This window comes from Allomuricauda sp. d1, from assembly GCF_039592695.1.
Lineage (GTDB): Bacteria > Bacteroidota > Bacteroidia > Flavobacteriales > Flavobacteriaceae > Flagellimonas_A.
The window spans coordinates 327,755-353,718 of sequence record NZ_JBBUTK010000003.1 but is presented as its reverse complement, the minus strand read 5'-3'; the positions used below and the strand labels follow the sequence as shown (position 1 = coordinate 353,718).

General features: G+C 43.5%; 24 protein-coding genes. 14 read left to right on the top strand and 10 right to left on the bottom strand.

The genetic code is table 11. The features are described 5' to 3' along the window. Positions 1 to 45: 45 nt before the first annotated feature. Genes AAAH86_RS13415 through bioD form a run of 3 tightly spaced genes read left to right on the top strand, consistent with a single transcriptional unit; the run spans position 46 to position 2,194 of the window. The gene (locus AAAH86_RS13415) at positions 46 to 1,200 is read left to right on the top strand and encodes a pyridoxal phosphate-dependent aminotransferase family protein (protein ID WP_343488158.1); all 1,155 of its coding nucleotides are present in this window, start codon (positions 46 to 48) and stop codon (positions 1,198 to 1,200) included. Beyond that, positions 1,197 to 1,583: a DUF2007 domain-containing protein gene (locus tag AAAH86_RS13410; RefSeq protein ID WP_343488157.1), complete on the top strand. Its 387-nt coding sequence runs from the start codon at positions 1,197 to 1,199 to the stop codon at positions 1,581 to 1,583. The genes AAAH86_RS13415 and AAAH86_RS13410 overlap by 4 nt, the downstream gene beginning before the upstream one ends. Then, positions 1,580 to 2,194, top strand: a complete 615-nt coding sequence (bioD, locus tag AAAH86_RS13405) for a dethiobiotin synthase (protein ID WP_343488156.1) — start codon at positions 1,580 to 1,582, stop codon at positions 2,192 to 2,194. Before AAAH86_RS13410 ends, bioD begins: the two co-directional genes overlap by 4 nt. Here the strand turns inward: bioD and AAAH86_RS13400 are convergent. Further along, the gene (locus tag AAAH86_RS13400; RefSeq protein ID WP_343488155.1) at positions 2,186 to 3,682 is read right to left on the bottom strand and encodes a glycosyltransferase family 39 protein; all 1,497 of its coding nucleotides are present in this window, start codon (positions 3,680 to 3,682) and stop codon (positions 2,186 to 2,188) included. The genes bioD and AAAH86_RS13400 overlap by 9 nt on opposite strands. 56 nt (positions 3,683 to 3,738) lie before the next feature. Between AAAH86_RS13400 and bioA the strand changes: the two genes are divergently transcribed. From bioA to AAAH86_RS13380, 4 genes are all read left to right on the top strand, one after another. Beyond that, positions 3,739 to 5,037, top strand: coding sequence for an adenosylmethionine--8-amino-7-oxononanoate transaminase (bioA, locus tag AAAH86_RS13395; RefSeq protein ID WP_343488154.1), 1,299 nt, complete (start codon positions 3,739 to 3,741; stop codon positions 5,035 to 5,037). Further along, entirely contained in the window at positions 5,034 to 6,296 is a 1,263-nt protein-coding gene (locus AAAH86_RS13390) for a beta-ketoacyl synthase N-terminal-like domain-containing protein (RefSeq protein WP_343488153.1), read from the top strand. The genes bioA and AAAH86_RS13390 overlap by 4 nt, the downstream gene beginning before the upstream one ends. A 79-nt stretch (positions 6,297 to 6,375) precedes the next feature. Then, a complete protein-coding gene (gene bioB / locus AAAH86_RS13385) occupies positions 6,376 to 7,476 on the top strand; it encodes a biotin synthase BioB (protein WP_343488152.1) in 1,101 nt (366 codons plus the stop codon). A gap of 56 nt (positions 7,477 to 7,532) precedes the next feature. Then, entirely contained in the window at positions 7,533 to 8,414 is an 882-nt protein-coding gene (locus AAAH86_RS13380) for a cupin-like domain-containing protein (protein WP_343488151.1), read from the top strand. A gap of 91 nt (positions 8,415 to 8,505) precedes the next feature. Here the strand turns inward: AAAH86_RS13380 and AAAH86_RS13375 are convergent, their stop codons facing one another. The 4 genes from AAAH86_RS13375 to AAAH86_RS13360 form a co-directional block, all read right to left on the bottom strand. Further along, on the bottom strand, positions 8,506 to 8,988 hold the full coding sequence (locus AAAH86_RS13375) for a regulatory protein RecX (protein WP_343488150.1): 483 nt from the start codon (positions 8,986 to 8,988) through the stop codon (positions 8,506 to 8,508). A gap of 5 nt (positions 8,989 to 8,993) precedes the next feature. Next, positions 8,994 to 11,354 (bottom strand): trehalase family glycosidase, encoded by a 2,361-nt coding sequence (locus tag AAAH86_RS13370; RefSeq protein WP_343488149.1) that lies wholly within the window; start codon positions 11,352 to 11,354, stop codon positions 8,994 to 8,996. Positions 11,355 to 11,436: 82 nt separating this feature from the next. Next, positions 11,437 to 12,987: a ribonuclease E/G gene (locus AAAH86_RS13365; RefSeq protein WP_343488368.1), complete on the bottom strand. Its 1,551-nt coding sequence runs from the start codon at positions 12,985 to 12,987 to the stop codon at positions 11,437 to 11,439. 265 nt (positions 12,988 to 13,252) lie between these two features. Beyond that, positions 13,253 to 13,543 (bottom strand): HU family DNA-binding protein, encoded by a 291-nt coding sequence (locus tag AAAH86_RS13360; RefSeq protein ID WP_343488148.1) that lies wholly within the window; start codon positions 13,541 to 13,543, stop codon positions 13,253 to 13,255. Between the two features lie 120 nt (positions 13,544 to 13,663). Here AAAH86_RS13360 and mutY point away from each other — a divergent pair, with 120 nt between their 5' ends. From mutY to gldD, 4 genes are read left to right on the top strand one after another with little or no spacing between them, the layout of a single operon-like run. Beyond that, positions 13,664 to 14,701 (top strand): A/G-specific adenine glycosylase, encoded by a 1,038-nt coding sequence (mutY, locus tag AAAH86_RS13355; protein WP_343488147.1) that lies wholly within the window; start codon positions 13,664 to 13,666, stop codon positions 14,699 to 14,701. Between the two features lie 37 nt (positions 14,702 to 14,738). Further along, positions 14,739 to 15,194: a single-stranded DNA-binding protein gene (gene ssb, locus AAAH86_RS13350; RefSeq protein ID WP_343488146.1), complete on the top strand. Its 456-nt coding sequence runs from the start codon at positions 14,739 to 14,741 to the stop codon at positions 15,192 to 15,194. Positions 15,195 to 15,218: 24 nt separating this feature from the next. Beyond that, complete coding sequence (locus AAAH86_RS13345) at positions 15,219 to 16,550, top strand: gliding motility-associated protein GldE (RefSeq protein ID WP_343488145.1); 1,332 nt, start codon at positions 15,219 to 15,221, stop codon at positions 16,548 to 16,550. Between the two features lies 1 nt (position 16,551). Further along, complete coding sequence (gene gldD / locus AAAH86_RS13340) at positions 16,552 to 17,094, top strand: gliding motility lipoprotein GldD (protein WP_343488144.1); 543 nt, start codon at positions 16,552 to 16,554, stop codon at positions 17,092 to 17,094. Positions 17,095 to 17,215: 121 nt separating this feature from the next. On the opposite strand, the gene AAAH86_RS13335 is transcribed toward gldD, so the two are convergent. The 3 genes from AAAH86_RS13335 to AAAH86_RS13325 all read right to left on the bottom strand — a co-directional run bounded on the left by AAAH86_RS13335 (position 17,216) and on the right by AAAH86_RS13325 (position 21,096). Next, positions 17,216 to 17,632: a hypothetical protein gene (locus AAAH86_RS13335; RefSeq protein ID WP_343488143.1), complete on the bottom strand. Its 417-nt coding sequence runs from the start codon at positions 17,630 to 17,632 to the stop codon at positions 17,216 to 17,218. 61 nt (positions 17,633 to 17,693) lie between these two features. Then, positions 17,694 to 19,772: a pitrilysin family protein gene (locus tag AAAH86_RS13330; RefSeq protein WP_343488142.1), complete on the bottom strand. Its 2,079-nt coding sequence runs from the start codon at positions 19,770 to 19,772 to the stop codon at positions 17,694 to 17,696. A gap of 1 nt (position 19,773) precedes the next feature. Then, positions 19,774 to 21,096: a pitrilysin family protein gene (locus AAAH86_RS13325; protein WP_343488141.1), complete on the bottom strand. Its 1,323-nt coding sequence runs from the start codon at positions 21,094 to 21,096 to the stop codon at positions 19,774 to 19,776. Positions 21,097 to 21,259: 163 nt separating this feature from the next. Here AAAH86_RS13325 and AAAH86_RS13320 point away from each other — a divergent pair, with 163 nt between their 5' ends. The 3 genes from AAAH86_RS13320 to rpmA all read left to right on the top strand — a co-directional run bounded on the left by AAAH86_RS13320 (position 21,260) and on the right by rpmA (position 22,705). After that, positions 21,260 to 21,715, top strand: a complete 456-nt coding sequence (locus AAAH86_RS13320; protein WP_343488140.1) for a DUF4199 domain-containing protein — start codon at positions 21,260 to 21,262, stop codon at positions 21,713 to 21,715. A 94-nt stretch (positions 21,716 to 21,809) separates the two neighbouring features. Next, positions 21,810 to 22,418 (top strand): 50S ribosomal protein L21, encoded by a 609-nt coding sequence (gene rplU / locus AAAH86_RS13315; RefSeq protein WP_343488139.1) that lies wholly within the window; start codon positions 21,810 to 21,812, stop codon positions 22,416 to 22,418. 26 nt (positions 22,419 to 22,444) lie between these two features. Then, complete coding sequence (gene rpmA / locus AAAH86_RS13310; protein ID WP_343488138.1) at positions 22,445 to 22,705, top strand: 50S ribosomal protein L27; 261 nt, start codon at positions 22,445 to 22,447, stop codon at positions 22,703 to 22,705. 55 nt (positions 22,706 to 22,760) lie between these two features. On the opposite strand, the gene AAAH86_RS13305 is transcribed toward rpmA, so the two are convergent. Both AAAH86_RS13305 and AAAH86_RS13300 read right to left on the bottom strand, forming a co-directional pair. Beyond that, complete coding sequence (locus AAAH86_RS13305; RefSeq protein WP_343488137.1) at positions 22,761 to 23,300, bottom strand: DUF1569 domain-containing protein; 540 nt, start codon at positions 23,298 to 23,300, stop codon at positions 22,761 to 22,763. Positions 23,301 to 23,460: 160 nt separating this feature from the next. Beyond that, positions 23,461 to 25,842, bottom strand: a complete 2,382-nt coding sequence (locus tag AAAH86_RS13300; protein ID WP_343488136.1) for a TonB-dependent receptor — start codon at positions 25,840 to 25,842, stop codon at positions 23,461 to 23,463. Between the last annotated feature and the right edge of the window lie 122 nt (positions 25,843 to 25,964).

The window sequence follows — 25,964 nt, the reverse complement described above, 5'->3', positions numbered from 1 at the left end:
CAATAAAGATAGTACTTTTGGTCCATGCCCGATTTCCCAAAAAAATTGGAAACAAAACTTCAAAAAAGAGCGGATGAAGATGCGCTTAGAAAGCTTTCTTATGATGAGGGTCTGGTGGATTTTTCTTCCAACGATTATCTGGGCTTTGCCCGAAATTCGGAAATTGAAAACATTGCTTTAAAGCAGCTTTCCCAAATGAACCATCCTAAAAATGGTGCCACGGGCTCTCGATTGCTTTCGGGGAGTTATCCATTGTTGGGAACATTGGAAGAATCCATTGCTAAATTTCACGAAGTCGAAGCGGCCTTGGTGTTCAATTCGGGTTACGATGCCAACATCGGCTTTTTTTCGAGTGTTCCGCAACGGGGCAACTTTATTTTTTACGATGAATTGGTGCATGCCAGCATCCGCGACGGCATCCAAATGAGCCATGCCAAGGCCTATAAATTCAAGCATAACGATTTGGAGGATTTACGCTGTCATATTGAGCGCATCTCGCCTACCGGCAGGCAGGGTCGAAATATAGACAGCAGTGTAGAAATTTATGTTATCACGGAATCTGTTTTTTCGATGGATGGAGATGTGCCTGACCTAGAATCACTGGCAATTTTTTGTTCTGAACACGGCTTTCGATTGGTGGTCGATGAAGCCCATGCCACTGGAATCTTTGGCGAGGGAAAAGGCTTGATCAATGAGTTTGGCCTAGAAAAGAAAGTCTTTGCCAGACTTGTGACTTTTGGCAAAGCCATGGGCTGCCATGGTGCGGCATGGTTGGGCAGTGAGAAAATGAAATCATACCTTATCAATTTTGCACGCAGTTTTATCTATACCACGGCCTTGCCACCCCATACCGCAGCGTCTATCTTGGCAGCGTATGAAGTACTTCAAAAGAGCATCGGAAAGGAAAAAATCGATACCCTAAAAAGCAACATTCATTTTTTTGTGGACACTGTTAAAAATTTGGGGCTAAATACCTATTTTGGATTATCCGATTCGGCCATTCAAATTTGCTTTGTCGATGGAAATCAAAAAGCGAAACAACTTTCAAAAGAACTGAAAGAAGAAGGTTTTGATGTGCGACCCATTTTTTCACCAACAGTGCCAAAAGGAAAAGAACGGCTGCGATTTTGCCTACATGCTTTCAACACAGAACATGAAATAAAAAAAGTTTTGAATTTGGTTAAAGGGCATTTGAAATGAAGAACGAGTGGATTACCTTGGGCAGTTTTGAATTTTTGGCCGATGTACAGGTCATCAAGGGAAAGTTAGAATCTGAAGGTATTCAGGTGCACTTGAAAGATGAGAATACGGTGAGCGTTGAACCCTTTGCCAGCAATGCACTGGGTGGCATCAAACTTCAGGTACTGAAACAAGATGAAGAGGAGGCTCGAAAAATTTACGATGAACTCCGAGTGTATGCCGTTGATGAATCTGGTAATCTGGTGACCTGCCCCAACTGTAAAAAACAAAGATCAGAGGTATATTATGCCCGAAAAACTTTGTTGTACAAACTCTTCCCCTTTTTTGAGCCAAAAAAATACCGCTGTCTAAACTGTAATATTATCAGAAGAGCTGCCTCATGAAAGTATTTGTCACGGGCATATCCACCGAGGTAGGAAAAACGATTGCTTCCGCGATTTTAGTTGAAGCATTGGAAGCTGACTATTGGAAACCGGTTCAAGCAGGTGATTTAGATGATTCGGACAGTCACAAGGTGAAAAACCTTGTTTCAAACACAACGACCAAAATCCATTCCAACAGCTATGCCTTGAACACCCCGATGAGTCCTCATGCGGCGGCTGATATCGACGGGGTCAACATCAGTTTGGATGCAATCAACGAACCTGTGACCGATAACCACTTGGTCATTGAAGGGGCGGGCGGACTTTTGGTGCCGCTAAACGATACTGATACCATTCTTGATTTGATCCAGTCTGATTATAAGGTAGTGGTCGTTTCCCGCCATTATCTGGGCAGTATCAACCATTCATTGCTTACCATCAATATCCTCGAAGCAAAAGGTTTTAAAGTGGGCATCATTTTCAGTGGCAATGAGCATCCGACGACAGAAAGTATCATTCTTTCAAAAACAAAAGCGGTTTTTTTGGGAAGGATTGAAGAAGAGAAAGCATTCAATAAAAAAACCATCAAAAAATATGCGGAACGGTTTCAATCTGCATTGACATCATTCTAATCTCTGATGAATCAAGGCTGCGTCCACTGAATCTAGTTTTTGGTAGTTTTCTTCAAGGTATGCATTGATATAGGCGTTGGCTTCTTCCATTTTTTTGTCAAAGACCCTCCGGTTTCTTCGGGTAACCACGATTGGGGGCCGTACTTTTTCCATTAAATAGCGCAATTCTTCCATGCTTGTTTTTCGCGGATTCTGCATGTAGGGAAACATCGATTCCCTTAAAATGGTACTCGGGTGGGTCGCTGCTTTGGTAGGTGGTTCTTCGTTCAAAAGCCAATATCCGATGTGATATTCGAAGAAAAGAATATTTTTTGTATCTATTTGATTGCCAATAATATATTTTGGAACATTGATACCTTCCCCATTAAAAAACGTATCATTTTGCACCTTATTCTTGATGATATTGTAATATTCCAGATACGCTTCCATAGGAAGCAAAAGAAAAACAATCAGTAGGATTGATGGCCGATTCAGCTTTTTCAGCCAGCCGATTTTTGAAACCGACAATTCTATCAAAAGCAACAATGGGGGATAAATCAAAATCAAATAATGCCCATTGATTTTGCCTGTTTGAAGAAATGAAAAAACGATTCCGAAGGAAATCACAACAAGTATTTTTGCTTCCCTTTTTTTGAAATCCAACCATCCCTTTTTGAATGAGAATAACACCCAAACTGAAAACAGCAAGAAGAAGAGGACCACTTTAATGATTGTTGCAGGCTTTGAACTCGAGTACGCCATGGGTGCCATAAAAACCGATTGCCACCACAACATTGTTTCGCCAGACAGATAATACGGCAGAGCGGTCATCGTTATCACGATTAAAATGCCAAAGCCCAACCAAAACAGCTTTTGAATGGCAGCAGGTAGTCTTTTCTGACGGAATGCCTCCCAAGTCAAATAGATGACCAAAAAGAAAATCGGATAGGCAACGTTGAGTTTTGACATCAGTGATAAACCAAAGAATACTCCTGAAAGCAACACAAAATACCATTGCGGTTTAAACAGAAAGGTGTACAGCCCCACCATGAAGAACGTAATACAGATGTGTTCTGACATCACCCCCTGCAGGCTTCCGAAAAGCGATTGAAATATGACGGTGAAGATTCCCACCCAAAAGGCAACTTTTGTCGAGGTTGTTCTGTTTGCTATTTTATAGGTACAAATAGCAGTGATGGCCACCATCAAAGTGCCTGCCAAACGAATGGCGATAAAACTCTTGCCAAAAAGCTTGATAAGTATCGCAAAGAATAGAAAAATGATGGGGGGTTTTAAATCCCATAGCTGGGTGTAGGGCAGATGGCCATCAACCCATGATTGTGCCATAATGATGAACGTGCTCTCGTCACGGTCAATATAATCCCTAAAAAAAAAAGGAAATCGAATAAATAACGCGCAGCTAAAAAACCAAAAGAAAACCGTACTAGTTTTCAGCTTCTGATAATTTGGGGTAAGGTAGTCGGCGATTTTTTTAAGCACTTGGGCCATCAGGTTTTTTTGGTTTTAATCCCCATCTTTGCAAGATAGATAAATTGACGATTTTGTTGCGCGAAACACAACCAAAATCATTGACAGCACGAGACCAAAACTACCTTTGGCATCCACTGACACAGCATAAAACGGCCCCACCGCCCTTGGGCATTGTCAGGGCTGAGGGCGCATTGCTCTTTGATGAAAAAGGCAACACCTATATTGATGGAATCGCTTCATGGTACACCGCCATGTACGGCCATGCGAACAGGCATATCGTTGATGCCATGACCCGACAGATGCAGCAACTTGATTTTGTGATGTTCAGTGGATTTACCCACAAACCTGCCATCGAACTTGCCGAACGTTTATTGGCACTTCTACCCTCAAATCAAAGGCGTATTTTTTTCAACGACAATGGCTCAACGGCCATTGAGGCCGGTATCAAAATGGCGCTGCAATACCATCATAACCAAGGTGAAAAACGTGACACCCTCATTGCTTTTGAAGACGGATTTCACGGGGATACTTTTGGTGCCATGAGCGCTTCGGGGCTATCGGTCTACAACGGCCCTTTTGAAGATTTTCTGCTGAAGGTGAAGCGAATTCCTGTTCCCCAAGAAGATAATTTGGCCGACGTACTTTCGCAGCTCAAAGCCATTATTGACGAAAATGCCTGTGCAGCCTTTGTTTTTGAACCTTTGGTGCAAGGGGCCGCTGGCATGAAATTCCATACTGCAAAAGGATTGGATGCTTTGATGGCAATTTGCCAAAAGGCAGGTGTATTGTGCATTGCCGACGAGATTATGACCGGGTTTGGCAAGACCGGAAAAATTTTTGCGTCCGATCATCTTGAACAACAGCCTGATATGGTCTGTCTCAGCAAGGCGCTTACCGCTGGCATGTTTCCATTGAGCATCACTTCTGCCAGCGAACAGGTTTTTAACGCATTTTTGAGTGATGAGGTGCACAGGGGCTTTTTTCATGCGCATACCTATAGCGCACATCCCGTGGGTTGTGCCGCAGCCTTGGCGGGATTGGATTTGTTGACTTCCGAACAAATTGCAGAACGCAGGTCGTACATTGCAAAAGCCCATGAAAAGTTCATCGATAAGATTCCTGGCCATCCCGCTGTCGAAAATGCACGCACTATGGGAGTCATTTTGGCTGTGGATTTGGCCGTCGAAACTGACCGCTATGGTAATTTTAGGGATAAATTGTACACGTTCTTTATGGATAGGGGCGTGAACCTCCGCCCTTTGGGAAATACCCTATACACCCTGCCACCTTATGTCATCACAAATGAACAATTGCAACAGGTTTATGATGTGATGGAAGCCGCACTGGATGCGGTTGAAACTTGGCAATCATGATGCAGGATTCGCAAAAAAGAAAAGCTTCCCATCCCTATGGGGAGGAATTGAGTGAGGGATCGTTAAAACAATCCATTCATATCACTGCGCTATCCTCTATTTCTGCATTGGGAAATTCCCAAGAAGAGGTTTGGCAATCGTACCAAAGCGGGAAGCATTTTTTGTCGAAAACCCAAATTGGCAAACAATCCGTTTGGGCAGCCCCATTACCTCGGGCAATCAAAGAAGAAATCGGGATACTTTGCCGTTCAGATGCCAAATACAAAAATTTGGATGATTCGGTGCTATATGCCATCCATGTGGCGAGAACCACTGTTAAAAATGCAAGATGGGGCCATGATTCAAACTTTGGAATCAATATCGGCTCTTCTCGCGGGGCAACATCCCTTTTTGAAAAATTCCATCAAGAATTCTTGGAGACTGAATCCACCTCAACACTGGCTTCGCCCACTACCACTTTGGGCAATATTTCTTCATGGGTAGCGCACGATTTAGGGTCAAAAGGTCCCGAGATTTCACATAGCGTTACCTGTTCAACTTCGTTGCATGCTCTGTTGAACGCCATTGCTTGGCTTCAAAGCGGAATGACCGAGAGGTTTTTGGTCGGGGGCAGCGAAGCGCCATTGACCCCCTTTACCATTGCCCAGATGCAGGCCTTGAAAATCTACGCTGATTCCAATGTGAGGCTGAGCGCAGTCGAAGCCTCCTTCAACGATGCTTATCCTTGTAGGGCACTCGACTTAAAAAAGAAACAAAACACCATGGTCTTGGGCGAAGCTGCGGCCATGGCCTGTTTGGAAAAAAATCCGAAAGGCGACTCCCTCGCAGAAATCGTGGGTATCGGCTATGCCACCGAACCTTTGCAGCACAATGTATCGATTTCGACGGATGCGCAGTGTTTTCAAAAATCCATGAAAATGGCTTTAAATGGATTGGATGTTGCCGAAGTTGATGCCATTGTCATGCATGCTCCCGGCACGGTAAAAGGCGACAGTTCAGAATTTAATGCAATTAAAAAAGTATTTGGAGAGAAGCATCCGGCACTGACGACCAATAAATGGAAAACCGGACATACTTTCGGGGCTTCTGGCATGCTAAGTATCGAAATGGCCATTTTGATGCTACAGCACCAAGAATTTATTTTCACCCCGTTTTTTGAACAATCCCATCCCAAAGAAATCAAACATGTAATGGTTAATGCAGTGGGGTTTGGTGGGAACGCGGTTAGCATCCTTCTGAAAGCACCAAGTAGCAAATGAAAAATTTCAATGTTGTTGTTTTTGGAATTTGATGCTTGTATTTTGGTATTTGATTTTTCGAAATCCCTATTTTTGACCCATGGGCGAAACAAAACACAACTGGACCAAAGAGGAAATACTCGAGATCTATAACAAACCTTTGATGCAGCTGCTCTACGAAGCAGCCACCGTGCACCGTCAGCAACACGACCCGAACACGGTGCAGGTTTCCACCCTGCTTTCCATCAAAACTGGGGGGTGTCCAGAAGATTGCGGCTATTGTCCGCAGGCCGCTCGCTACCATACCGATATCGAGGGCAATGATCTGATGTCGGTACAGCAGGTCAAGGCACAGGCACTTCGCGCAAAGGCTTCGGGTAGCTCACGCGTATGTATGGGCGCCGCTTGGCGAAACGTTAAAGATGGACCTGAATTTGATCAAGTGCTCGAAATGGTGCGCACCATCAATAAATTAGACATGGAAGTATGCTGCACCTTAGGCATGGTCACCGAAAATCAAGCCAAACGATTGGCTGAGGCCGGGCTTTATGCGTACAACCACAATTTGGATACTTCTGAAGAGTATTACAAAGAGGTCATTTCAACCCGTGGCTACGAAGACCGTCTACAGACCATTGAAAATGTTCGCAAGACCAATGTGACCGTTTGCAGTGGGGGAATCATTGGTATGGGTGAATCAGCCGAAGATAGAGCAGGTATGCTGGTGGCACTATCAACACTGAATCCACAGCCGGAATCCGTGCCCATCAATGCGTTGGTAGCCGTTGAGGGTACACCCATGGAAGAACAGAAACCGGTCGAAATTTGGGAGATGATACGTATGGTGGCCACCACACGAATTGTGATGCCAAAGACCCAGGTTCGCTTGTCGGCGGGCCGTACTGAAATGAGCAGGGAAGGGCAGGCGTTGTGTTTCTTTGCTGGGGCAAACTCCATCTTTGCGGGCGATAAATTGCTGACTACCCCAAACCCTGATGTCAATGAAGATATGGAGCTCTTCAAGCAATTGGGGTTGAACCCGCAAAAAGCTTTTGAAAAACATCCGCAACCCAAAACTGTGGAAAAAGTAGATTCTGAGCTTCAGCCCCTTGGAGAAAAACCAAAGTGGTCAAGACCAGGGCATACCATTGAGCGCAACGAGAATGCCAAAGCAACTTCAAAATTGGTACGCAGGGAATAGAATTTACTTCATTTATGATCGGTTTTTTAAATTAGCCAGTTCGAAACACTCAGATTTTGGAACTTAACGTTCAGCAAATTCCGAGGGTAAAAACCCTTACAAAACGGGAGTTTATCCGTGATTATTTCAGACCACAAAAACCTGTGGTCATTGAGAATTTTATCGAAGATTGGCCCGCCTACACCAAATGGAACTTGGATTATATCAAGCGGGTAGCCGGTGAAAAAGAGGTGCCGCTTTATGATGACCGCCCGGTGAAACATGATGAGGGGTTCAATGAGCCTCACGCCAAAATGAAAATGGCCGACTATATCGATTTGCTAAAAAGCAAACCGACCAAATACCGAATTTTTCTTTGGAATGTGCTCAAAGAAGTTCCTGTGCTTCAGAAAGACTTTAAATATCCAGATTTTGGTTTGCGTCTGATGAAGGGCCTTCCCATGCTTTTTTTCGGGGGCAGCAACAGCCATACGTTTATGCACTACGACATCGATTTGGCCAATATCTTTCATTTTCATTTTGCGGGAAAAAAGCAGTGCATTCTTTTTCCACAATCGGAAACAAAATTTTTGTACAAGATTCCGCATTCGCTGATTACGCGCGAGGACATCGATTTTGCCGACCCAGATTTTGAAAAATGGCCCGCCCTCAAAAAAGCCAAGGGGTATATCACAAATCTTGAACATGGCAACGTGGTCTACATTCCCGAAGGGTATTGGCACCACATGAAATACCTTACCCCGGGTTTTTCAATGAGTTTGCGAGCCATTGCTAGAAGGCCCAAAAATCTTGGGAAAGCATTGTATAATATTTTCTTTATGCGGTACTATGACAATGTGATGCGAAGGCTCAAGGGCCAACAATGGATTGATTGGAAGAACGAACAAGCGGTCAAAAAAACGCATCAAAACATAATAAACATTAAAGGGTCAATGTAAAAACACCCCTGGAAAATGCTTGGCATTTTCCTGTCCCCTCATGGGGACAATAAACGAAATCCTTCCTTGAGGGGGGGGAGTAAGGGGAGTGTTATATCAGCTCTTTAACTTTCTGATACACCAGTTCACTTTCCCAACCCCGATATAGAAGATAATCGGCCAATTTTCTTTTTCGTTTTTGAGGATGGGTTTCCTTGATTTGTGCGAGTCTTTTTTCGGCAAGCTTGTCAAAAGTGTTCAGGTATTCTTCACCATCGATTTCTTTTAGGGCACTTTTGATGTTGAACCTAGAAATTTGACGCCGTTTGAGTTCATTGACAATACGGTTTTTGCCCCATTTTTTAACAGTGAATTTTCCTCTTGCATAACTTTTTGCAAACCGTTCTTCATTTAGGTAATTTTCTTTGATGAGGTGGGTCACGATATGGTCAATGGCTTCGGGTATCATGCGCATCTGCCTCAATTTTTGAACCACTTCTTGATGGCAGCGTTCTTGATAGGCACAGTAGCTTTCCAGTTTTTTGGTGGCTTCCTGTACAGTAACATGGTTTTTCTGTTTATTGGGAAGTGCCACTGCGGTTATTTTGAATTTAAAATCAATTCTTTGCCCGATGATATAAAAACAGCATTTGCACCTTCCTCGGTAATTTGCACATCATCATTTTCTATAACGTATGAATCTTTGGGAAGCATCACTTTCAGCGTCCATTCGGGATTTATCTGATGTATCTTGATGTTGAATTTTCCATCATTTTCAGAGAAAAAAACAGATATGGAGTTATCGGCCACTTTTACATTTTCAAGTGAGGCTTCATTCCAAGTTGAGGGCATTTGGGGTCTAATGACCACTGTTTTTTTATGGGCCATAGGTTGGATGCCAAAAAACTGCTGCACTATGGGTATGGCAAAGGCATAGATGTTCCATGCCTGGGTCATCATGCCGTAGTCTGGGGAGACTTCATACATGCTTCCAGGTAGTGCATAGCTGAAAGTTCTGGCCATTCGTTTGAGATAATCCAAAGCCTCATCAGGGCGACCGTAATTATTTTCAGCAATGGCTTGAACACCAGTAGGCAAGGTCATTACAGCACCCGTGTATGAAAATACTTTGCTGCCCTGAAACGAACCATCGTCCTTGCCAGCCGACTCATCACGATCGATGCCGGTGACAAAAACCCCAAACTGATTGGTAAACTTTTTGGCCGTATCCAATGCGGTAATAGCCTTGGCAGAGTCGGCAATGCCCATTTCCATAGGGGTGTTGACCACCCAGTTATGGTGCAGTACAAAGGGTCTTAATTCGCTGGATGGACTTGCCAATAGTCGTTTTTTGGTCTGCTCCAATTCTTCAATGGCCCAGGGTTTGTTCAAAGTGTCTGCCCGTATGATGGCATCTTCAATCAAATGCAGTGCCTGCTCATCAGTGCCTAGAAAATCGGCGTACGAATTGAATTCTTCAGACCAGAATTCAGCATTTATTTTTTCCTTTAGATTTTCTGCCAAAGCCTCATATTGATTGGCTAGGGCGGTCTTGCCCAACTCATCGGCCATTTTTGCTGCGTCTGAAAAAGCCTTTTGCGTATACGAGGCTACATCAATCATTTCACTATCAAGACCATGTATTTCCATCATTCCAAATCCGTCAGGAAACAGATTTTTATTTTCATCATTTTCTAGCAGCAACCAATTAAGCCCCTTTTCGATAGTGGGGAAATATTTCTTGAGAAACTCTTTATCACCGTTCCATTTATAGATTTCCCATATCAATGATGCAAACTGTGGTGTTTCGTTAATATTTCCAGCATTGAAAACAGTACCATTGGTTGACATTTCGTGAATTATTTTTCCGTTGCCGTTCAGAGCCATCGAAACACTGTCGAGTAGTTTGATGGTGCTGTACACTGGATCGGTCTGCCCCACGGCCATATACCCCATGAGCGCATATTCGCTATCGACCCCGAACCACCACGGGTAATCGGGAATGCCTGCCCCGATACCAGTGCCAATTTCAGGTACTGACCTTACGAGCCAATCACAGTTGTATTTGAGCCACTCAAAAGCTTGTTGCAGATCTTTATCAGGGATGGACAATTTTGATTGTTGCGCCAGTGAAGCGTAGCGAAGTTTTTTGTCTGTGGCATAACTGGAATAGTTTTTTTGTAGGTCAGCATATTCACTGAGCGCCTGATTTTCAGATTGATAAGAACCTGAGATTACAAAGTTTATGGCCGTTGTTTGGCCAACATCCAAAGAATAGGTAAGCGAGCTGGATGACGCATTCTCTTCTTCAGATTCTTTTTTCTCTTGCTTGGTCGGACTTTCATCAGAACCAAAAACAGCGTACCATTCGTTGTTGCTGTCTTTGACAATCCATTTTCCGTTATCGAACGATGCGACATCTCGGCCATCGACCATATTAGTTCGTTCGCCCAACCACGTAGGCCTTAAATCGGAATGCCCTGTAAACTCAAAATCAATGTTTTGGTCGGTTTCCGATATGCTTTTGATCAAGAATTGAATAAAAACACCTTGTTTTCCATCGGGCACAAATTGCCAACGTTCTATGGTTAACCCTTTTTCAGGAAATTCAAAAATATGCTTGTTGGCCATGGGATAGTTGACAAAACCTGTTGCTTTGTTCAACGAAAGCTTGTCATCACCTACATAAATAGTCGCCTCGAACCCATCCATCAATTTGATGGGGTGGTTCCAAATACCGCCCATTTCACCTTTGATGTGCCAGCCAAGATCAGGGAAGCTTCCGTCTTGGTGCCCGACCATGTACACGCGGTTGCCCGCTGTGACATACGGAGATTCTAAATAGGTCTGTTTGCCCTTAATAGATGGGGCATCGTTCATCAATTCTGAAAAAGCCTTTGGCGTCTCGGGAGCGCATCCAAAAAAAAGTAATGTCAAAAACGAAAAATATAGTGGTCTCATGGCAATGAATCTTACATAAAAGTAAAACAATGAAAGAATATGGTATAAAACAAAAAAGCGGCCCCAATTTTGGAGCCGCTTTTTAGCGTATGGTTTTACCGTCTTTGTCCTTAAAACGGTACTCAAGGTATGTGTATGCATCTCTGGGCTGAACTTTGACCCATTTTTTATGCTCCAAGAACCATTTTGACCGTATGGAGGGAAACCCCTTGGTCAAATAGGCCGCAATAAAAGGGTGTAGGTTCAATGTGATTCCCCCTTTGTTTTTGTTTGGGCCTTTCATGATTCGTTCTAAGTCAGTGTTGATTTTTTCAATCAAGACGATGGGCGCTTCAATCTCTTGACCGCTTCCGTTCGGATTTTCTTCACTGGTCTTGATTTTCATTTCTGGCCGAACACGCTGCCTGGTAATCTGTACCAGCCCGAACTTGCTCGGAGGCAAGATTTTGTGCTTGGCACGATCATCTTTCATCTCATCCCTGAGATGATCGAAAAGCTTTCTTCTATGATCACCTCTGGTCATATCAATGAAATCGATCACAATGATGCCTCCCATATCTCGAAGGCGCAACTGCCTCGCAATCTCAGTGGCAGCCAAAAGATTTACCTCAAGGGCAGTATCTTCTTGGTTTTTGGCCTTGTTGGACCTATTGCCACTGTTCACATCGATAACGTGAAGTGCTTCAGTATGTTCGATAACCAAATATGCACCTTTGCTCATTGAGGCCGTACGCCCGAATGAGGTCTTTATCTGTCGTTCAATACCAAATTTTTCAAATATTGGTGCTGAACCGGTATAGTGCTTTACTATCGATACCTTATCAGGAGCAATTTCATGCAGATAATCCTTGATTTGATCATGAAGCGTTTCATCATCAACGTGAATACCCGTGAAGGTATCGTTGAAAACATCCCTTAGAATTGATGAGGCCCTATTGACCTCGACCAAGACTTTTGAGGGGTGTGGTGCTTTATAGATCTTTTTGCACATTGCAATCCACTTTGATTGCAAATTCTGAAGGTCTTTATCAAGTTCAGCGACTTTTTTGCCTTCGGCGACGGTTCTGATGATAACGCCAAACCCTTTTGGTTTGATACTTTTCACCAAACGGATCAACCTGTTTTTTTCTTCACGGGTTCCGATTTTTTGCGATACGGAAACGCGGTCAGAAAAGGGGACCATGACCAAATAGCGCCCGGCTATGGATAGCTCTGAGCTGATTCTGGGTCCTTTTGTCGAAATGGGCTCTTTTACAATTTGAACCAATAACGACTGGTTGGCCTTGATGACATCGTTGATGCCGCCATTTTTGTCAATGTCTTTTTCAAACGGAAAATTCTTTAGGGAAAAATCTCTGAGTTTTCCCGTACGTGCTTGCTTGATGAATTTTAAGAGTGATGACAGTTGCGGGCCCAGATCGTGATAATGCAAAAAAGCATCTTTTTCATAGCCCACATCAACAAACGCTGCATTCAGGCCCGAAACGGGTTTCCTGATTTTTGCGAGAAATATGTCTCCTACAGCAAAATTGTTGTCATCTTCATCTTTGTGAAGTTCTATAAGTTTTCCATCCTTAAGTAAGGCAAAATCGACTGAATCGTGACGAGATCTTACTACTAATTCTCTATTCACATGAATCGATTTGTATCCATTTTCAAGTTTTGAAAACGGATGATTAAACAATATTTTGAAATCGGTCATGACGACCGATTGAAATTCTTTTGAATCTCTAACTATGTCAAAGAACGTATGGCTCTAAAATGAAAAAGTAGTCGAAAACAACTACTTTTTCTTGTGTCGGTTAGCTCTCCTTCGCTTTTTTCGCTTGTGGGTCGCTACCTTATGTCTTTTTCTTTTCTTACCACTCGGCATAGAAGTTCTCCTTTTGGGTTATAATTTATTTGACCTGTACGTTGCTTTTAACGCCTTCGACAAACACTTTTGCAGGTTTAAACGCAGGAATGTTGTGTGCAGGAATCTTGATGGTCGTATTCTTTGATATGTTTCTTCCTGTCTTCTCTGCCCTGGTCTTGATGATAAAGCTTCCAAAACCTCTCAGATATACGTTATTTCCACTTTCAAGCGAGGCCTTCACCTCTTCCATGAATGATTCAACCGTTGCTTGAACATCTCCTTTCTCCATACCCAGCTTTTCTGAGATTCTGGATACAATATCCGCTTTCGTCATGTTGTAATTAAGTTTTTGTTTTTAAGGCTTGCAAATATATAAATTAAAATGGGATGATTTGGATAAGCCTCTAAATTTTAAGTATATAAACTGCTACTTTTGTCCATTATTATTTTTGCTATGGATTTTTCCCAAAAAATTTTACGCTGGTACACAGAAAATAAACGTGAATTACCATGGCGAACCACACAAAATCCTTACAATATCTGGCTTTCAGAAGTAATGTTGCAGCAGACCCGCGTCGCACAGGGATTGCCATACTATAAAAAGTTTATTAAAGCGTTTCCGACCGTTACCGATTTGGCGAATGCCAGTGAAGAAAAGGTGCTCAAACTTTGGCAGGGCCTTGGGTACTACTCAAGAGCAAGAAACATGCATGCCACGGCAAGATATGTGGTAGCCGAGAATGGTGCGGAGTTCCCCAAAACCTACGAAGGCTTGTTGAAATTGAAGGGTGTGGGCGACTACACCGCCAGTGCCATCGCCTCTATCTGCTATGGTGAGCCGCAACCCGTGGTCGATGGCAATGTGTACCGTGTACTGGCGAGATATTTTGGCGTTGACCTCCCCACAAACAGCACTGCTGGAATCAAATATTTCAAACAGTTGGCGAAAGAGGTAATGAGCGCTTCAACTGTTCGCGACTACAATCAGGGCATTATGGAATTCGGTGCGATACAATGTGCCCCTAAAAATCCGAATTGCACGGTTTGCCCATTGAACGATGGCTGTAAGGCCCTTCAAAAAGGTTTGGTGGGCCAGCTTCCCGTAAAGTTGAAAAAGAACAAGGTCAAGAAACGGTTTTTCAACTATCTGGTCTTGATTGATAGCGATGGCAATACGCAGTTGGAAAAACGTACCCAAAAAGGCATTTGGCAGAATTTATATCAATTTCCATTACTTGAGTCAGAGGGTGTCTTGGGAATGATGGATGTGCATCTGGTTGAAGAAAAGTGTAAAGGGTTTGGTACGGTTTCATCCATAGAAAGCTACAATCAAGAGCCGATAGTACATAAACTCTCACACCAACATCTCTACACCAAATTTTGGGTGGTCAAGTTGTCTTCGGTTTTGAAAAATGGGGTATCCGTAGAAAATGTTAAAGAATATCCCGTTCCGGTATTGATGGCTGACTTTATCAATACCTACAAATTTTAGTACTTTTGATTAGATAGACGGATTAGATAGAAATGATATGAGTGGAACATTGAACAAAGTGATGCTTATCGGGCATCTGGGCGACGAAGTGAAAATACATTATTTTGAGGGCGGGGGCTGCATTGCTAGATTTCCCCTGGCCACCAATGAAACCTATACCAACCGGCAGACGGGTGAAAAAGTGACCAACACCGACTGGCACAACATCGTGGTACGCAACAAAGCGGCCGAGGTATGTGAAAAATACTTGGGCAAAGGAGACAAGATCTATGTTGAGGGAAGGTTGAAAAATCGCCAATGGCAGGGTGAAGATGGCAACACCCGATATACCACTGAAGTGCACGTGCAGGACTTCACTTTTTTGTCAAACAAAAATGAAGGGCAATCAAATGCACAAGATGCTGCAACCTCAAAGCCTGTCGCAAAGACTTCAAATAGTGTGACATCAGAACCGGCACCTGTTGACGAACAGGATGATGATTTACCATTTTAACCCATTTGTCAGTAAACAAAACTATTGGACCCCGACCCGTACAGTCTTGTAATTTCTTCACTACTACTTTTTGAAGGTGTCTTTATTGCAAAAATTGTAGTGCTCGTTGTGCTTTTGATTTGTTCAGCACTTATATCAGGTGCTGAGGTGGCCCTGTTTGGCCTGTCACAGACCGAACTGAACGAGATGGCCGAGAATGGCCTGTCACGCGACAAATTGATTGTCAAGCTGCTTGAGAAGCCCAAAAAATTGCTAGCGACCATTTTGATAGCCAATAATGCCATCAACATCGGTATCGTATTGCTTTTCAGCTCTTTGGGCGACGCTTTTTTTACCAATATGAACCAAACCTTGTTTGGCGTCATTTCAGTGCGGTTTATCCTTGAGGTGATTTTGGCCACATTCTTGATTTTGATGTTCGGTGAAATCTTGCCAAAAATATACGCCAATCGAAACCGGGTTCAATTTTCCCAGTTCATGGCAATACCCATCAATGTGCTGGATAAACTTTTTTATCCGCTAAGTATGCCCATGCGTTCTGCCACCATCTTTTTGCACAACAAATTGGGAAGGCAGAAATACAACTTTGGTATTGACCACCTTTCACAGGCGTTGGAGCTCACTTCTGAGGGCGACACCACCAAGGAAGAACAGAAGATTCTGGAAGGCATCGTCTCGTTCGGCAATACGGATACCAAACAGGTGATGCGGCCCCGCATCGATATTTTTGCCCTGGATGAGAACATGAAATTTCCAGAGGTGTTGCAAGAGATCAAAAAGAACGGCTTTTCAAGAATCCCCGTGTTTTCTGAAAATATGGACAATGTTCTGGGCGTTCTCTACGTAAAGGATTTGCTCCCCTACATCGAGCGAAAATCGTTTAACTGGATGAAATTGATACGTGAGCCCTATTTCGTTCCCGAAAATAAAAAGTTGGATGACCTGTTGCTCGAATTTCAGGAAAAGAAGAAACACCTTGCCATTGTAGTCGATGAATATGGCGGTACTTCGGGTATCGTGACCTTAGAAGACATTATTGAGGAGATTGTTGGCGATATCAGCGACGAATTTGATGACGAGGATTTGATTTTCTCAAAATTGGATGACCATAACTTTGTTTTTGAAGGAAAGACCACGCTGAAGGATTTTTATCGCGTGGTGAAGATTGAGGATGAAGAGCGTTTTGAAGAAAAAAAGGGAGAATCAGAAACCATCGCCGGATTCGTTCTCGAAATAGCGGGAAGCTTTCCGAAACGAGGTGAAAAAGTGGTGTTCGACAACTATCAGTTTGTAGTTGAGAGTTTGGATAAAAAACGGTTGAAACAAATAAAAGTGACCTTGCCCCATGAAGTATAGCATGATTTTTTTCATTTTGGCCCTTGCAGTGTTGGGTTGTAAAGAAGACCCACTGCCCAAGCCCAAGGCCATGTTGCGATTAGAATTTCCCAAGGCAAAGTATAAGCAACTGAACAGTGAATGTGATTTTACCTTTGATTCAAACACCGCATCTGAGATAACGGCCAAGGAAGATTGCTCCATGGTGTTGGATTATCCGATGATGAAAGGCTCTATTTACATCACCTACAAAAGAGTAGATGACAATCTGAGAACCTTGCTTACCGATGCCCAAAAACTCTCCTATGAGCATACGGTAAAGGCCGATAATATTTTAGAACAGCCCTTTGTGAATGACGAAGACAAAGTCTACGGTATGTTCTATGAGGTCACAGGCAATGCCGCTTCGCAGTCCCAATTCTATGTGACCGACAGCACCGACCATTTTGTCACGGGCTCGCTCTATTTTTATGCCAAGCCCAATTATGACTCCATTTATCCGGCATCTGTCTATTTGCAAAGAGACATCCGCCGCATTATGGAAAGTTTGAAATGGGCTGAGTAATCCCCCTCTTGAGGGGGGAGTAAGGGGGGTGTTTTATAATATTTTTTGAGTTTTACCCCCTAACCCTTCGACTGCGCTCAGGGTAACAATCCTCAAGGGGTGGTTTCAATGATATCCCTAATTATTTGTCCAATAATTTCTCTGCCCTCTCAATACTTGAATTGATTTCTTTACGGAGTGCCTTTACCTTTTCTTCCTCTTCATCAAGCCATTTTTGCTTTTGTGGCGAAAGTTCGGCTCCGTTCAAGATTTCATCATGGTCAAAACGCTCACCAAATCCCTGCATCCAATCCATCATTGACTGATGGGCTTCTTGAAGGTCTTTCATGGCGACCTCGTACTGTTTGCCCTGTGCAGTGGCATCAACCTTTGGCTTTAGTTCACCCACCAGTTTTCCGAGCTTTCCCATTTTGGGCATGACCTCGTCATGAATGGCCATGACGGTTTCCATTTGGGTGGCATCAGTGGTAGATTGTTTCTTTTCGTGGCATGAAAGCAACAGAGCAGTAATCACTAAGATTTGAACGATTTTCTTCATGGTACCAAAATTAAAAAAGGTGCCCCAAAAGAGCACCTTGTTTTTTGAAATACTATGGGTTTTATTCAAAATCGGCTTCTGAAATATCTTTGTTGATGATAGCTTCCAAAAGTGTGACCTCGATTTCTTGCGGACCAAAGCTTTGTGTTTTTATGGCCGGAAACATGATGCCATCCACTTCTTTATAATCTTTTAGCATTGAAGTCTGGTTTTGGGTCTGCCCGTTCATTGTGATGACCGAGGTCTCTTTTACTTTCAATCCCGTTTCAACATCATAGAAAAAGGAAGCATTGATGACCTTGCCCGAAACATCGATTTTGTAGGCATCCTTGCCATCGACCCGTTCGATTCCCGCTAATTTTGCTGATCCGTTAGCCAAAAAGCCCTGCTCAGGAAAAATGCCCATGACGCTCATCATATCTTTCTTCATGTCTTCAGGAAGGGGCATTTTATTGCCACCTTGTTTCATGTATAGCTCATCGCCCTTGGCGACCACACCCATCATCGGAGATTCGTTCATGTAGGTGGTCTGGGCGAATTTATCGGCTGTTCGCTTTTCTTCGACCTTGATTTTACTGCCCATGGCCTCACCTTCATAGATCAGTTTCAACGATTCGATGGCGTTCACTTTGTCAGTGCCTCCGATGGCCTCCAAATAGTTGTTGAGCACATCTGAAGCAGTGATTCCCTCGGGTATGCCAGCGTTGAAATCCGGTTTTTCGGTTTTATTGGCGTATTTATCGTAGTAAAGTGCCGGAACTTTTTTGCCGTTGAAGGTCATCTTTTCAAGGTTCTCTGCCACGTCACTGCCCTTGCCGACAACAACCGCTCTGGTATTTGTCGTAGAAAAATGCTTTTGGGCCGCTTTTTGTACTTCATCCAATGTGACGGCATCCAAACGTTCCAAATAGGTTTTATAGAAATCCTTGGGCAAGTCTTCGGTCTCAATGTTCAAGGCATAGTTTGCGATGGTCTGTGGCTGTTCAAGTGCCATGACGAAATTGCCCATGTACTTTGCCTTGGCATTTGCCAATTCTTCTTCAGTGACGGGTGTTTTGATGATTTTGTCTACCTCTTTCAAGATTTCGACCACCGAACTATCGGTCACCATGTTGCGAACACTTGCTGTTGCCCTAAAGGTGGTGGGGCCGTATTTATCGTCACCAATCCCTGAGTATGATCCGTAGGTGTACCCTTTATCTTCCCTTAAATTCAAGAAAAGACGGGCCTGAGCACCGCCGCCCAAGATTCTATTGGCTAAAAGGGCATGCAGATAATCGTCGTCTTTCATCTTCAAGTTGACCAAATTCTGTACTGAAATCTCTGACTGCACCGCATTGGGCATGTCGACGAAATTAATCTGGGTATACTGTGCAGGCTGCGGCTCGGAATATGATAGTGAAGGAGGGGCAGCTTTTGTCCAAGGGGTGAAATGCTCGGTAACCAAATCTTTGACTTTCTCAAACTCAACATCACCGATGACCACCAAATATGCATTGGCGGGCACAAAATAGTTTCGGTAAAACTGTTCAACATCGAGCAATGCCACGTTGTTTACCGTTTCTTCAGTGGTAAACTCACCTTTTGGATGATTTTTTCCGTAGGCCAATGCACTTTGAACCCGGTCTGCTATGGCAGAAACGTCATTTTCTTGCGCTTTCAGGCCTGTTAACAATTTATCCTTCTCTTTGTCAAACTCTTCTCGGGTAAAATTCGGATTGATGGCAGCATCGGCCATCAATTCCAAAATCCGCGGAAAATATTTTGAAAGGCTGCTCGCAAAAGCGCTCTGGGAACCAAAGCTGATGTTGGCTCCAAGAAAATCGACTTCTTCGTTGAATTCGTCTTTTGGGATGGATTTTGAACCGTTGCCCAACAGGCTTGCCGTAAGTGCCGATACCCCGGCCTTTTCGCCTTCCAAAATCGGGGGGTTGTCGATGGTCAGTTGAATGGATACCCTTGGCAGTTTGTGGTTCTCGACCACCATGACTTTCAGACCATTGTCTAAATCAAAAGTTTTTGGTTCTTGTAGATTGATTTCTGGGGCAGGCCCCGGCTCTGGTTGCTTACTTCTGTCTATCTGTGCGAGTGATGCCGTGGTAAAACATAACAGCATCCCTATAAAAAATAACTTTTTCATCTTAGTTGGCTTCTTTTTGTTCTGGTAAATATTCCAACTCTACCCGTTGGTTCGGATTGAGGTATTTTTTGGCAACTTCACGTATATCTTCACGGGTAATCGAACGATAAATATCAATTTCGGTGTTAATGAGGTTGGTGTCATCGTACAGCATGTAGTAGCGCGCGAGTGAATTCGCAATGCCCTGAACACTTGAGTTGGAGTTCACAAAATTGTTCTCGAATTTGTTCTGAAGTTTTTGAAAGTCACGCTCTGAGATTAAATCGGTCTGCAGCTTTGCGATTTCTTCATCGATTTCCTTTTTGATGTCCTCAAGGGTGTTGTCTCCAACGGGAAGCCCCCCGACAATGTAAGAACTATAGTCTTCTTGCGAGCCATTAAAGGCAAATACCTGAAGGGCCATTTTCTTCTCATCAACCAGCTTTTTGTAAAGTTTTGAGCTTTTGCCACTGCTCAGATAGGTCGAAATCATATCTAGCACATAGGCATCATGTTCCGTTTGGGCCGGAGTACGGTACCCCATCAAAATCAATGGAATCTGAATATTGGGGTCACGGTATTCAGCCTTGATAGGTGCGTTGATGGGGTCTTCGACAAACGTTTTTCGTTCTATGGGAGCACCCTTTGGAATAGGCCCAAAATAGTCTTGAACCATTTTTTTGGTCTCTGCCATATCAATATCTCCTGCAACGACCAAAACTGCGTTGTTGGGCACATAATAGATTTGGTTGAATTTTTTGAAATCCTCTAATGTTGCACTGGCCAGATGTTCCAATGAACCAATGGTCTGCCATCGATACGGATGTTTTTCAAAAAGGTTGATGAACATCTGTTCGCGCCACCTTCCGTAGGGCGCATTGTCATAACGCAATCTGCGTTCTTCTTGCACGACTTCTTTTTGGGTATCCACCCCGATTTGGTTGATGATGGGGTGCATCAATCGTTCCGATTCGAGCCAAAGCCCCAATTCCAAGTTGTTGGATGGGAAAACCTCATAGTAATAGGTGCGGTCTTGGGTGGTGTTCGCATTGTTGTTTCCGCCATTGGAAGATACTATCTTGAACCATTCGCCCCGTTCAATGTTTTTGGTGCCCTCAAAGAGCAAATGTTCAAAAAAGTGGGCAAAACCTGTTTTTTCTGGGTCTTCATCCTTTGCACCCACATGGTACATCACAGCTGTGGTGACCACTGGGGCCGAGTTGTCTTGATGCAGTATTACATGCAAACCATTGTCTAGGTCATATTCTTCAAAGGCGACTTCTTGGGCTGAAAGAAAGGTCATTGAAAAAATGGCAACAAAGACGATGTGTAGTTGTTTTTTCATTTTCAAATTTGTTTTGGGTTATGTTCCAAATGTATAGGTCTCTCGATACATCTGCTTGTTACACGAATATATGTTTTTTGGGTATTTGGCAAGAAAAGTACCTCTCGTTTAACAGGATTTTATCGAATTATTTTTAATTTAAGGGGCAACCAATGATTCGTCTATGAAAAACTTGAGTCTGCCCATTCGATTCGGAATTGTAACCAGTGCTTGTTTGATTGCCTATTTCTTGATTCTTTCGCTTTTTGGAAAGCACACCAATATATTCTTCAGTCTTTTTAACGGAATCATCACCGGTTTCGGAATCTATGAGACCATCAAGATCATTAAATTGCGCCAAGGCTCAAAATTCAACTACAACGCTGGTTTCACTTCTGGTATGACCACAGGGGTTGTTGCCACCGTTTTATTCACCATATTTTTCGCTGTTTATTCCACAGAATTGAACCCTGATTTTTTAGGACAATTGTCTGAGGTCTGGGCCAAAGACTACAAAAATTTTGAGGGCATTGTCTTCTTTACCGTGGCCATCATGGGCATTGCAACAACCTTGGTTTTGACACTTTCTTTCATGCAGCTCTTCAAATCTTCAAACAACCCAAAAAAGAAAGCGGCATAATCGCTTGTCAATTTTAGATTTAGCAGTATATTTGCAGCCCGAAAAAGTCGAATTATTGACCTTTTCAGAGCGAAATTAAAATTAAATTCTAGCTATGTACGCAATTGTAGAAATGGCAGGGCAGCAATTTAAAGTTGCGAAAGACCAAAAAGTGTACGTGCACCGTTTACAGACCGAAGAAGGTAAAAAAGTCACTTTTGACAAAGTTCTTCTTTTAGATGACGGTGGCAACGTTACCATTGGCGCCCCCGTCATAGATGGTGCGGCTGTTGAGGCCAAAGTAGTAAAGCACCTGAAAGGCGATAAAGTGATTGTCTTCAAAAAGAAACGAAGAAAAGGCTACAAGAAGAAAAACGGTCACAGACAATATTTGACCGAAATTGTAGTTGAAAGCATTGTGGCTAAGGGAGCCAAAAAGGCGACTAAAACCAAAGAAGAAAAACCCGCGGTAAAGAAACAGGCAGCAAAGGCAAAAGCAGACGGTAAAGATGCCGCTATTGACGTTTCTACGGCCTCAAAGCCAAAAGCGGTCAAGAAAGAGCCTGCAAAAGGTGCTGCTCCAAAAAAAGAGACCAAGCCTAAAGCTGTTGAAGACTTGAGCAAAAAGACCGTAGCTGAATTGAAAGAAATGGCCAAGGCCAAAGACATCAGCGGCTATTCTTCCATGAAGAAGGCTGAATTGATTGAAGCATTGAATAAATAAAATACACGGACTAAAAATATATCATCATGGCACATAAGAAAGGTGTAGGTAGTTCAAAAAATGGTAGGGAATCAGAATCGAAACGCTTGGGCGTGAAGATTTTTGGTGGCCAAGCCGCTGTTGCTGGCAATATCATTGTTCGCCAACGTGGCACCAAGCATAATCCAGGTGAGAATGTATATGCAGGCAAAGATCATACATTGCATGCCAGAATAGACGGCATCGTTCGGTTTGACAAGAAAGCAGGCGGAAAGTCGTATGTTTCTGTAGACCCTTTTGAGGCCTAGAGAGTAAAACTGCTTTTAAAACATACTGACCCTGGCATTGATTTGTCGGGGTTTTTTATTCCCCAAGAATATCCTGAATGATTTTTAGGTGGTGATTGGTATGGATTTCCAAAAAACGCCGTGTTTGGTCCCTGTCAAGTTTATTGAATACCGGATGGTTAAAGTGTGAGTTTTTATCCAGATTGGAGATACCTTTTATATTTCTTTTGGCTTCCTGAAGTTGAACATAAATACTATCGGTTTCGATGACTTTGGGCGGTCTCACATTTTGTGGTGACTGCGCCACCCCTCTGGGAATCATTCCTGTGGTATGCACCACAACCTGCTGCATGCTAAATTTGTAGGCATAATCATGGGGGTCAGAAGCCTCCAAATTTTCTGAGATTCGATTGATGGTTTTGAGCATGTGGTCTAGGTGCCATGCGACATCGGCTGTTGAAACTTCTTCGTTCAAAACATCCCGTTTGGGAATGTGCTTTTCTATCGCCGTAAATTCATCCTCCAGAAAATCATCGCTTGATTCTCGGTTGTTGACAAGGTATAGCCCGACCATGGCAACCAAAAGGATGACAAGACCGATTCCGGCTTTTTTCATGGGTTATGCGGTTTTCCAACCCCACCAGAATGGTGAAGATGCTTTTTTGGTGAAAAATGATTTTCTTCTCAATGACCTTCCTGATAATGGAGGTTTTTGCTTTGGTTCTGGATTCGTTTTTTTCATGATGATTGATTTTTGATTGACATCTATAAGACGCTCAAAATTGAAATTTGTAACCAAAATCTGGAAAAAACCCGATTTGGTCGACCTGGTCAACTTGATTGGTCAATCGATTGTACCTGCGCGCAAAGACATTTTCATTGGCGGTCACATTCTGAAGGTCTACATAAAATTGATGGGAGCGTTTTTTATTCCGGCTGTTGATTTTTAATCCGAATTTGACATCCCACCGAAAATAATCGTCGTATTGTTGTGTAAATGCCAGCTCTTCTTGCAGTATTTCAAAACCCGCTTGCTGTGATGCCAGTAAGTCAACCGGAGTAAAATAGCGACCCCCTGAGGTGGTCACTCGTGTGTCTATGAACAATATATTTTTACCGGAGGCACCAGTTCTGAATTCTTTTCCGGCAAGAAAGTTGACCACGTAGCCATTGTTGAAGGGGGTGTTGCGTTCCACCCCGTCACTGCCTTCATATTTGCTCTCAAAGAACGATCCGGTCAACAGACCGTAATAGCCTTGATTGAAAAACTTTTCCAGCGTCAGTTCCACACCTTGATTGAATCCTGTTCCCTCATTGACCAATGAGACACGGTCATTGTCAAAGATAAAATCGGCACCTTCTGACAATGTGGAATAGCTGGACGGAAAAGGCTCAACGGCTGCCTTATCAATGTCTTGACGGTACACCTCTACCTTGCCACGCCATGCATTACCCAATTTTACATCGTAACCCAGCACGTAATGGGAACTTTCCACAAAATCCAGATCACGATTTGTCTGCACCAGTTCTCCGTTCACATTTTCATTGAGAAAAAGCAACGGCAATGGAATGTTTTGAAAATGGAGTCCGTAGCCAAAACTGAGCGTATGGTTGGGCAAAAGGGTATAGCTGATGGCAGCCCGGGGCCCCAGAGCAAACTGTTTGTTCAGGGTACTGTACTGCGTGTGCACACCCGCATTCAAGGTCAGGTCTTCTGTAAGTCGGTATTGCCCTTGTATGAACGGCTGAAAGACACTTAAGGTTTCATCAGTATCTCTGAAGGTGGTCAAATCGGGGTCGCCGTCACCGTCATTGTCGGGTTGTTCATTTCTATCCAACAACAAACTTTGAATGTTGAAATTTTCGACCAACAAACCCGTGCGGAAATTAAAACGGTTGCTGATTTTAGAATTGAAAAGGGTCGAAAGCGTCAAACGCATTTCTGTATTGTCAGCTTCGGTGTAGCGAATGACACGTTCTTGGGGCGTATCTTTATCGATAAACCGGTCGGCTTGAAAGTCATTGGCCGAATAGGAACCTGAGACAATGGTGCGCAAAAAAGAGTTGTCGCCGACACTCAGGTTGTACTTAAATCCCATCACCCCGAAACGGGAGTTTACGAACGTGTTTTCATCGGCTGCGGCAAACAGATCATTTTCATCAATATCGTCGCCGAGAAATTTGATATCTGAATTTCCGATGATTCCGAAAATGGAGAGATTGCCATTGTTCACCTTGCCAAAATCAATGTTGAAGGAAACATCGTTGTAATTGGGGGTTGCAGCCGTTCCGCCTGCGCCGACTCCCAACAGTCCGACAAGTGAATAACGGGCAGCAATTAAAAAAGAACCTCTTTTGGTGCCCAATGGTCCTTCGGCTATCGCCTCGACCCCCGTGAAAATACCGGTTTGCAAAGTGTATTCATAATCGTCGGCGTTCCCTTTTCTAAACCCCAAATCAAAAACACCGCCAATGGCATTGCCATACTCCGCTGGGAATGCCGAGGTAATAAAATCGGAATTCTTCAAGAGGTTCGGATTCAATGCCGAGACTGGGCCACCGGTCGTACCCAAAGTGGAGTAGTGGTTTGGACTCGGTATGGGGATACCCTCCAACCGCCACAGTAATCCCGTGGGTGAATTACCACGGATAACGATGTCATTTCTACTATCATCAGGCGCGGAGACCCCTGCAAAATTGGCTGCCAACCGGCCCACATCACTTCGCCCACCCGAGAAACGCGTGACCTCTTCAAGACCGAATTGCCGAGCGGAAACTTTTGCCAGTTTGTTCAGGGCTTGGTCTTTGTTGGCCTCATTGGTCAGCACGACTTCATCCAATTGGTTGAACGACTCCAACAATTGAACGGAGACAAAGGCATCCTTTCCGGTAGTGATTTCAATGTTGGGTATGGTCGTACTTTCATAACCGATATAGCTGATTCTGATAGATTGTCTTCCTATCGGTACATCTTCCATGGTAAATCGTCCATCAAAATCGGTGACGACGCCTGTGGCTTCCTCCATGTTCAATAATTCAATGGTAGCGCCCTCAAGAGGATTTTCTGATTGTTTGTCGATAACGATTCCTTTTAAGGTGCCGGTTTGTGAAAATCCGATTGAGGAAATAAACAGCAGCAAAAGGCCAATTTTTTTCATGATGGTGTTTTTAAGTTCCATCAAACTTCACCATGGTAGCTGATTTTAAAAGTGTCGAATGTTGCCAAACGTTGATTTTAAAATTGTGTCGGGTAATGGGCTCTTGAACTGAAAACCATGGC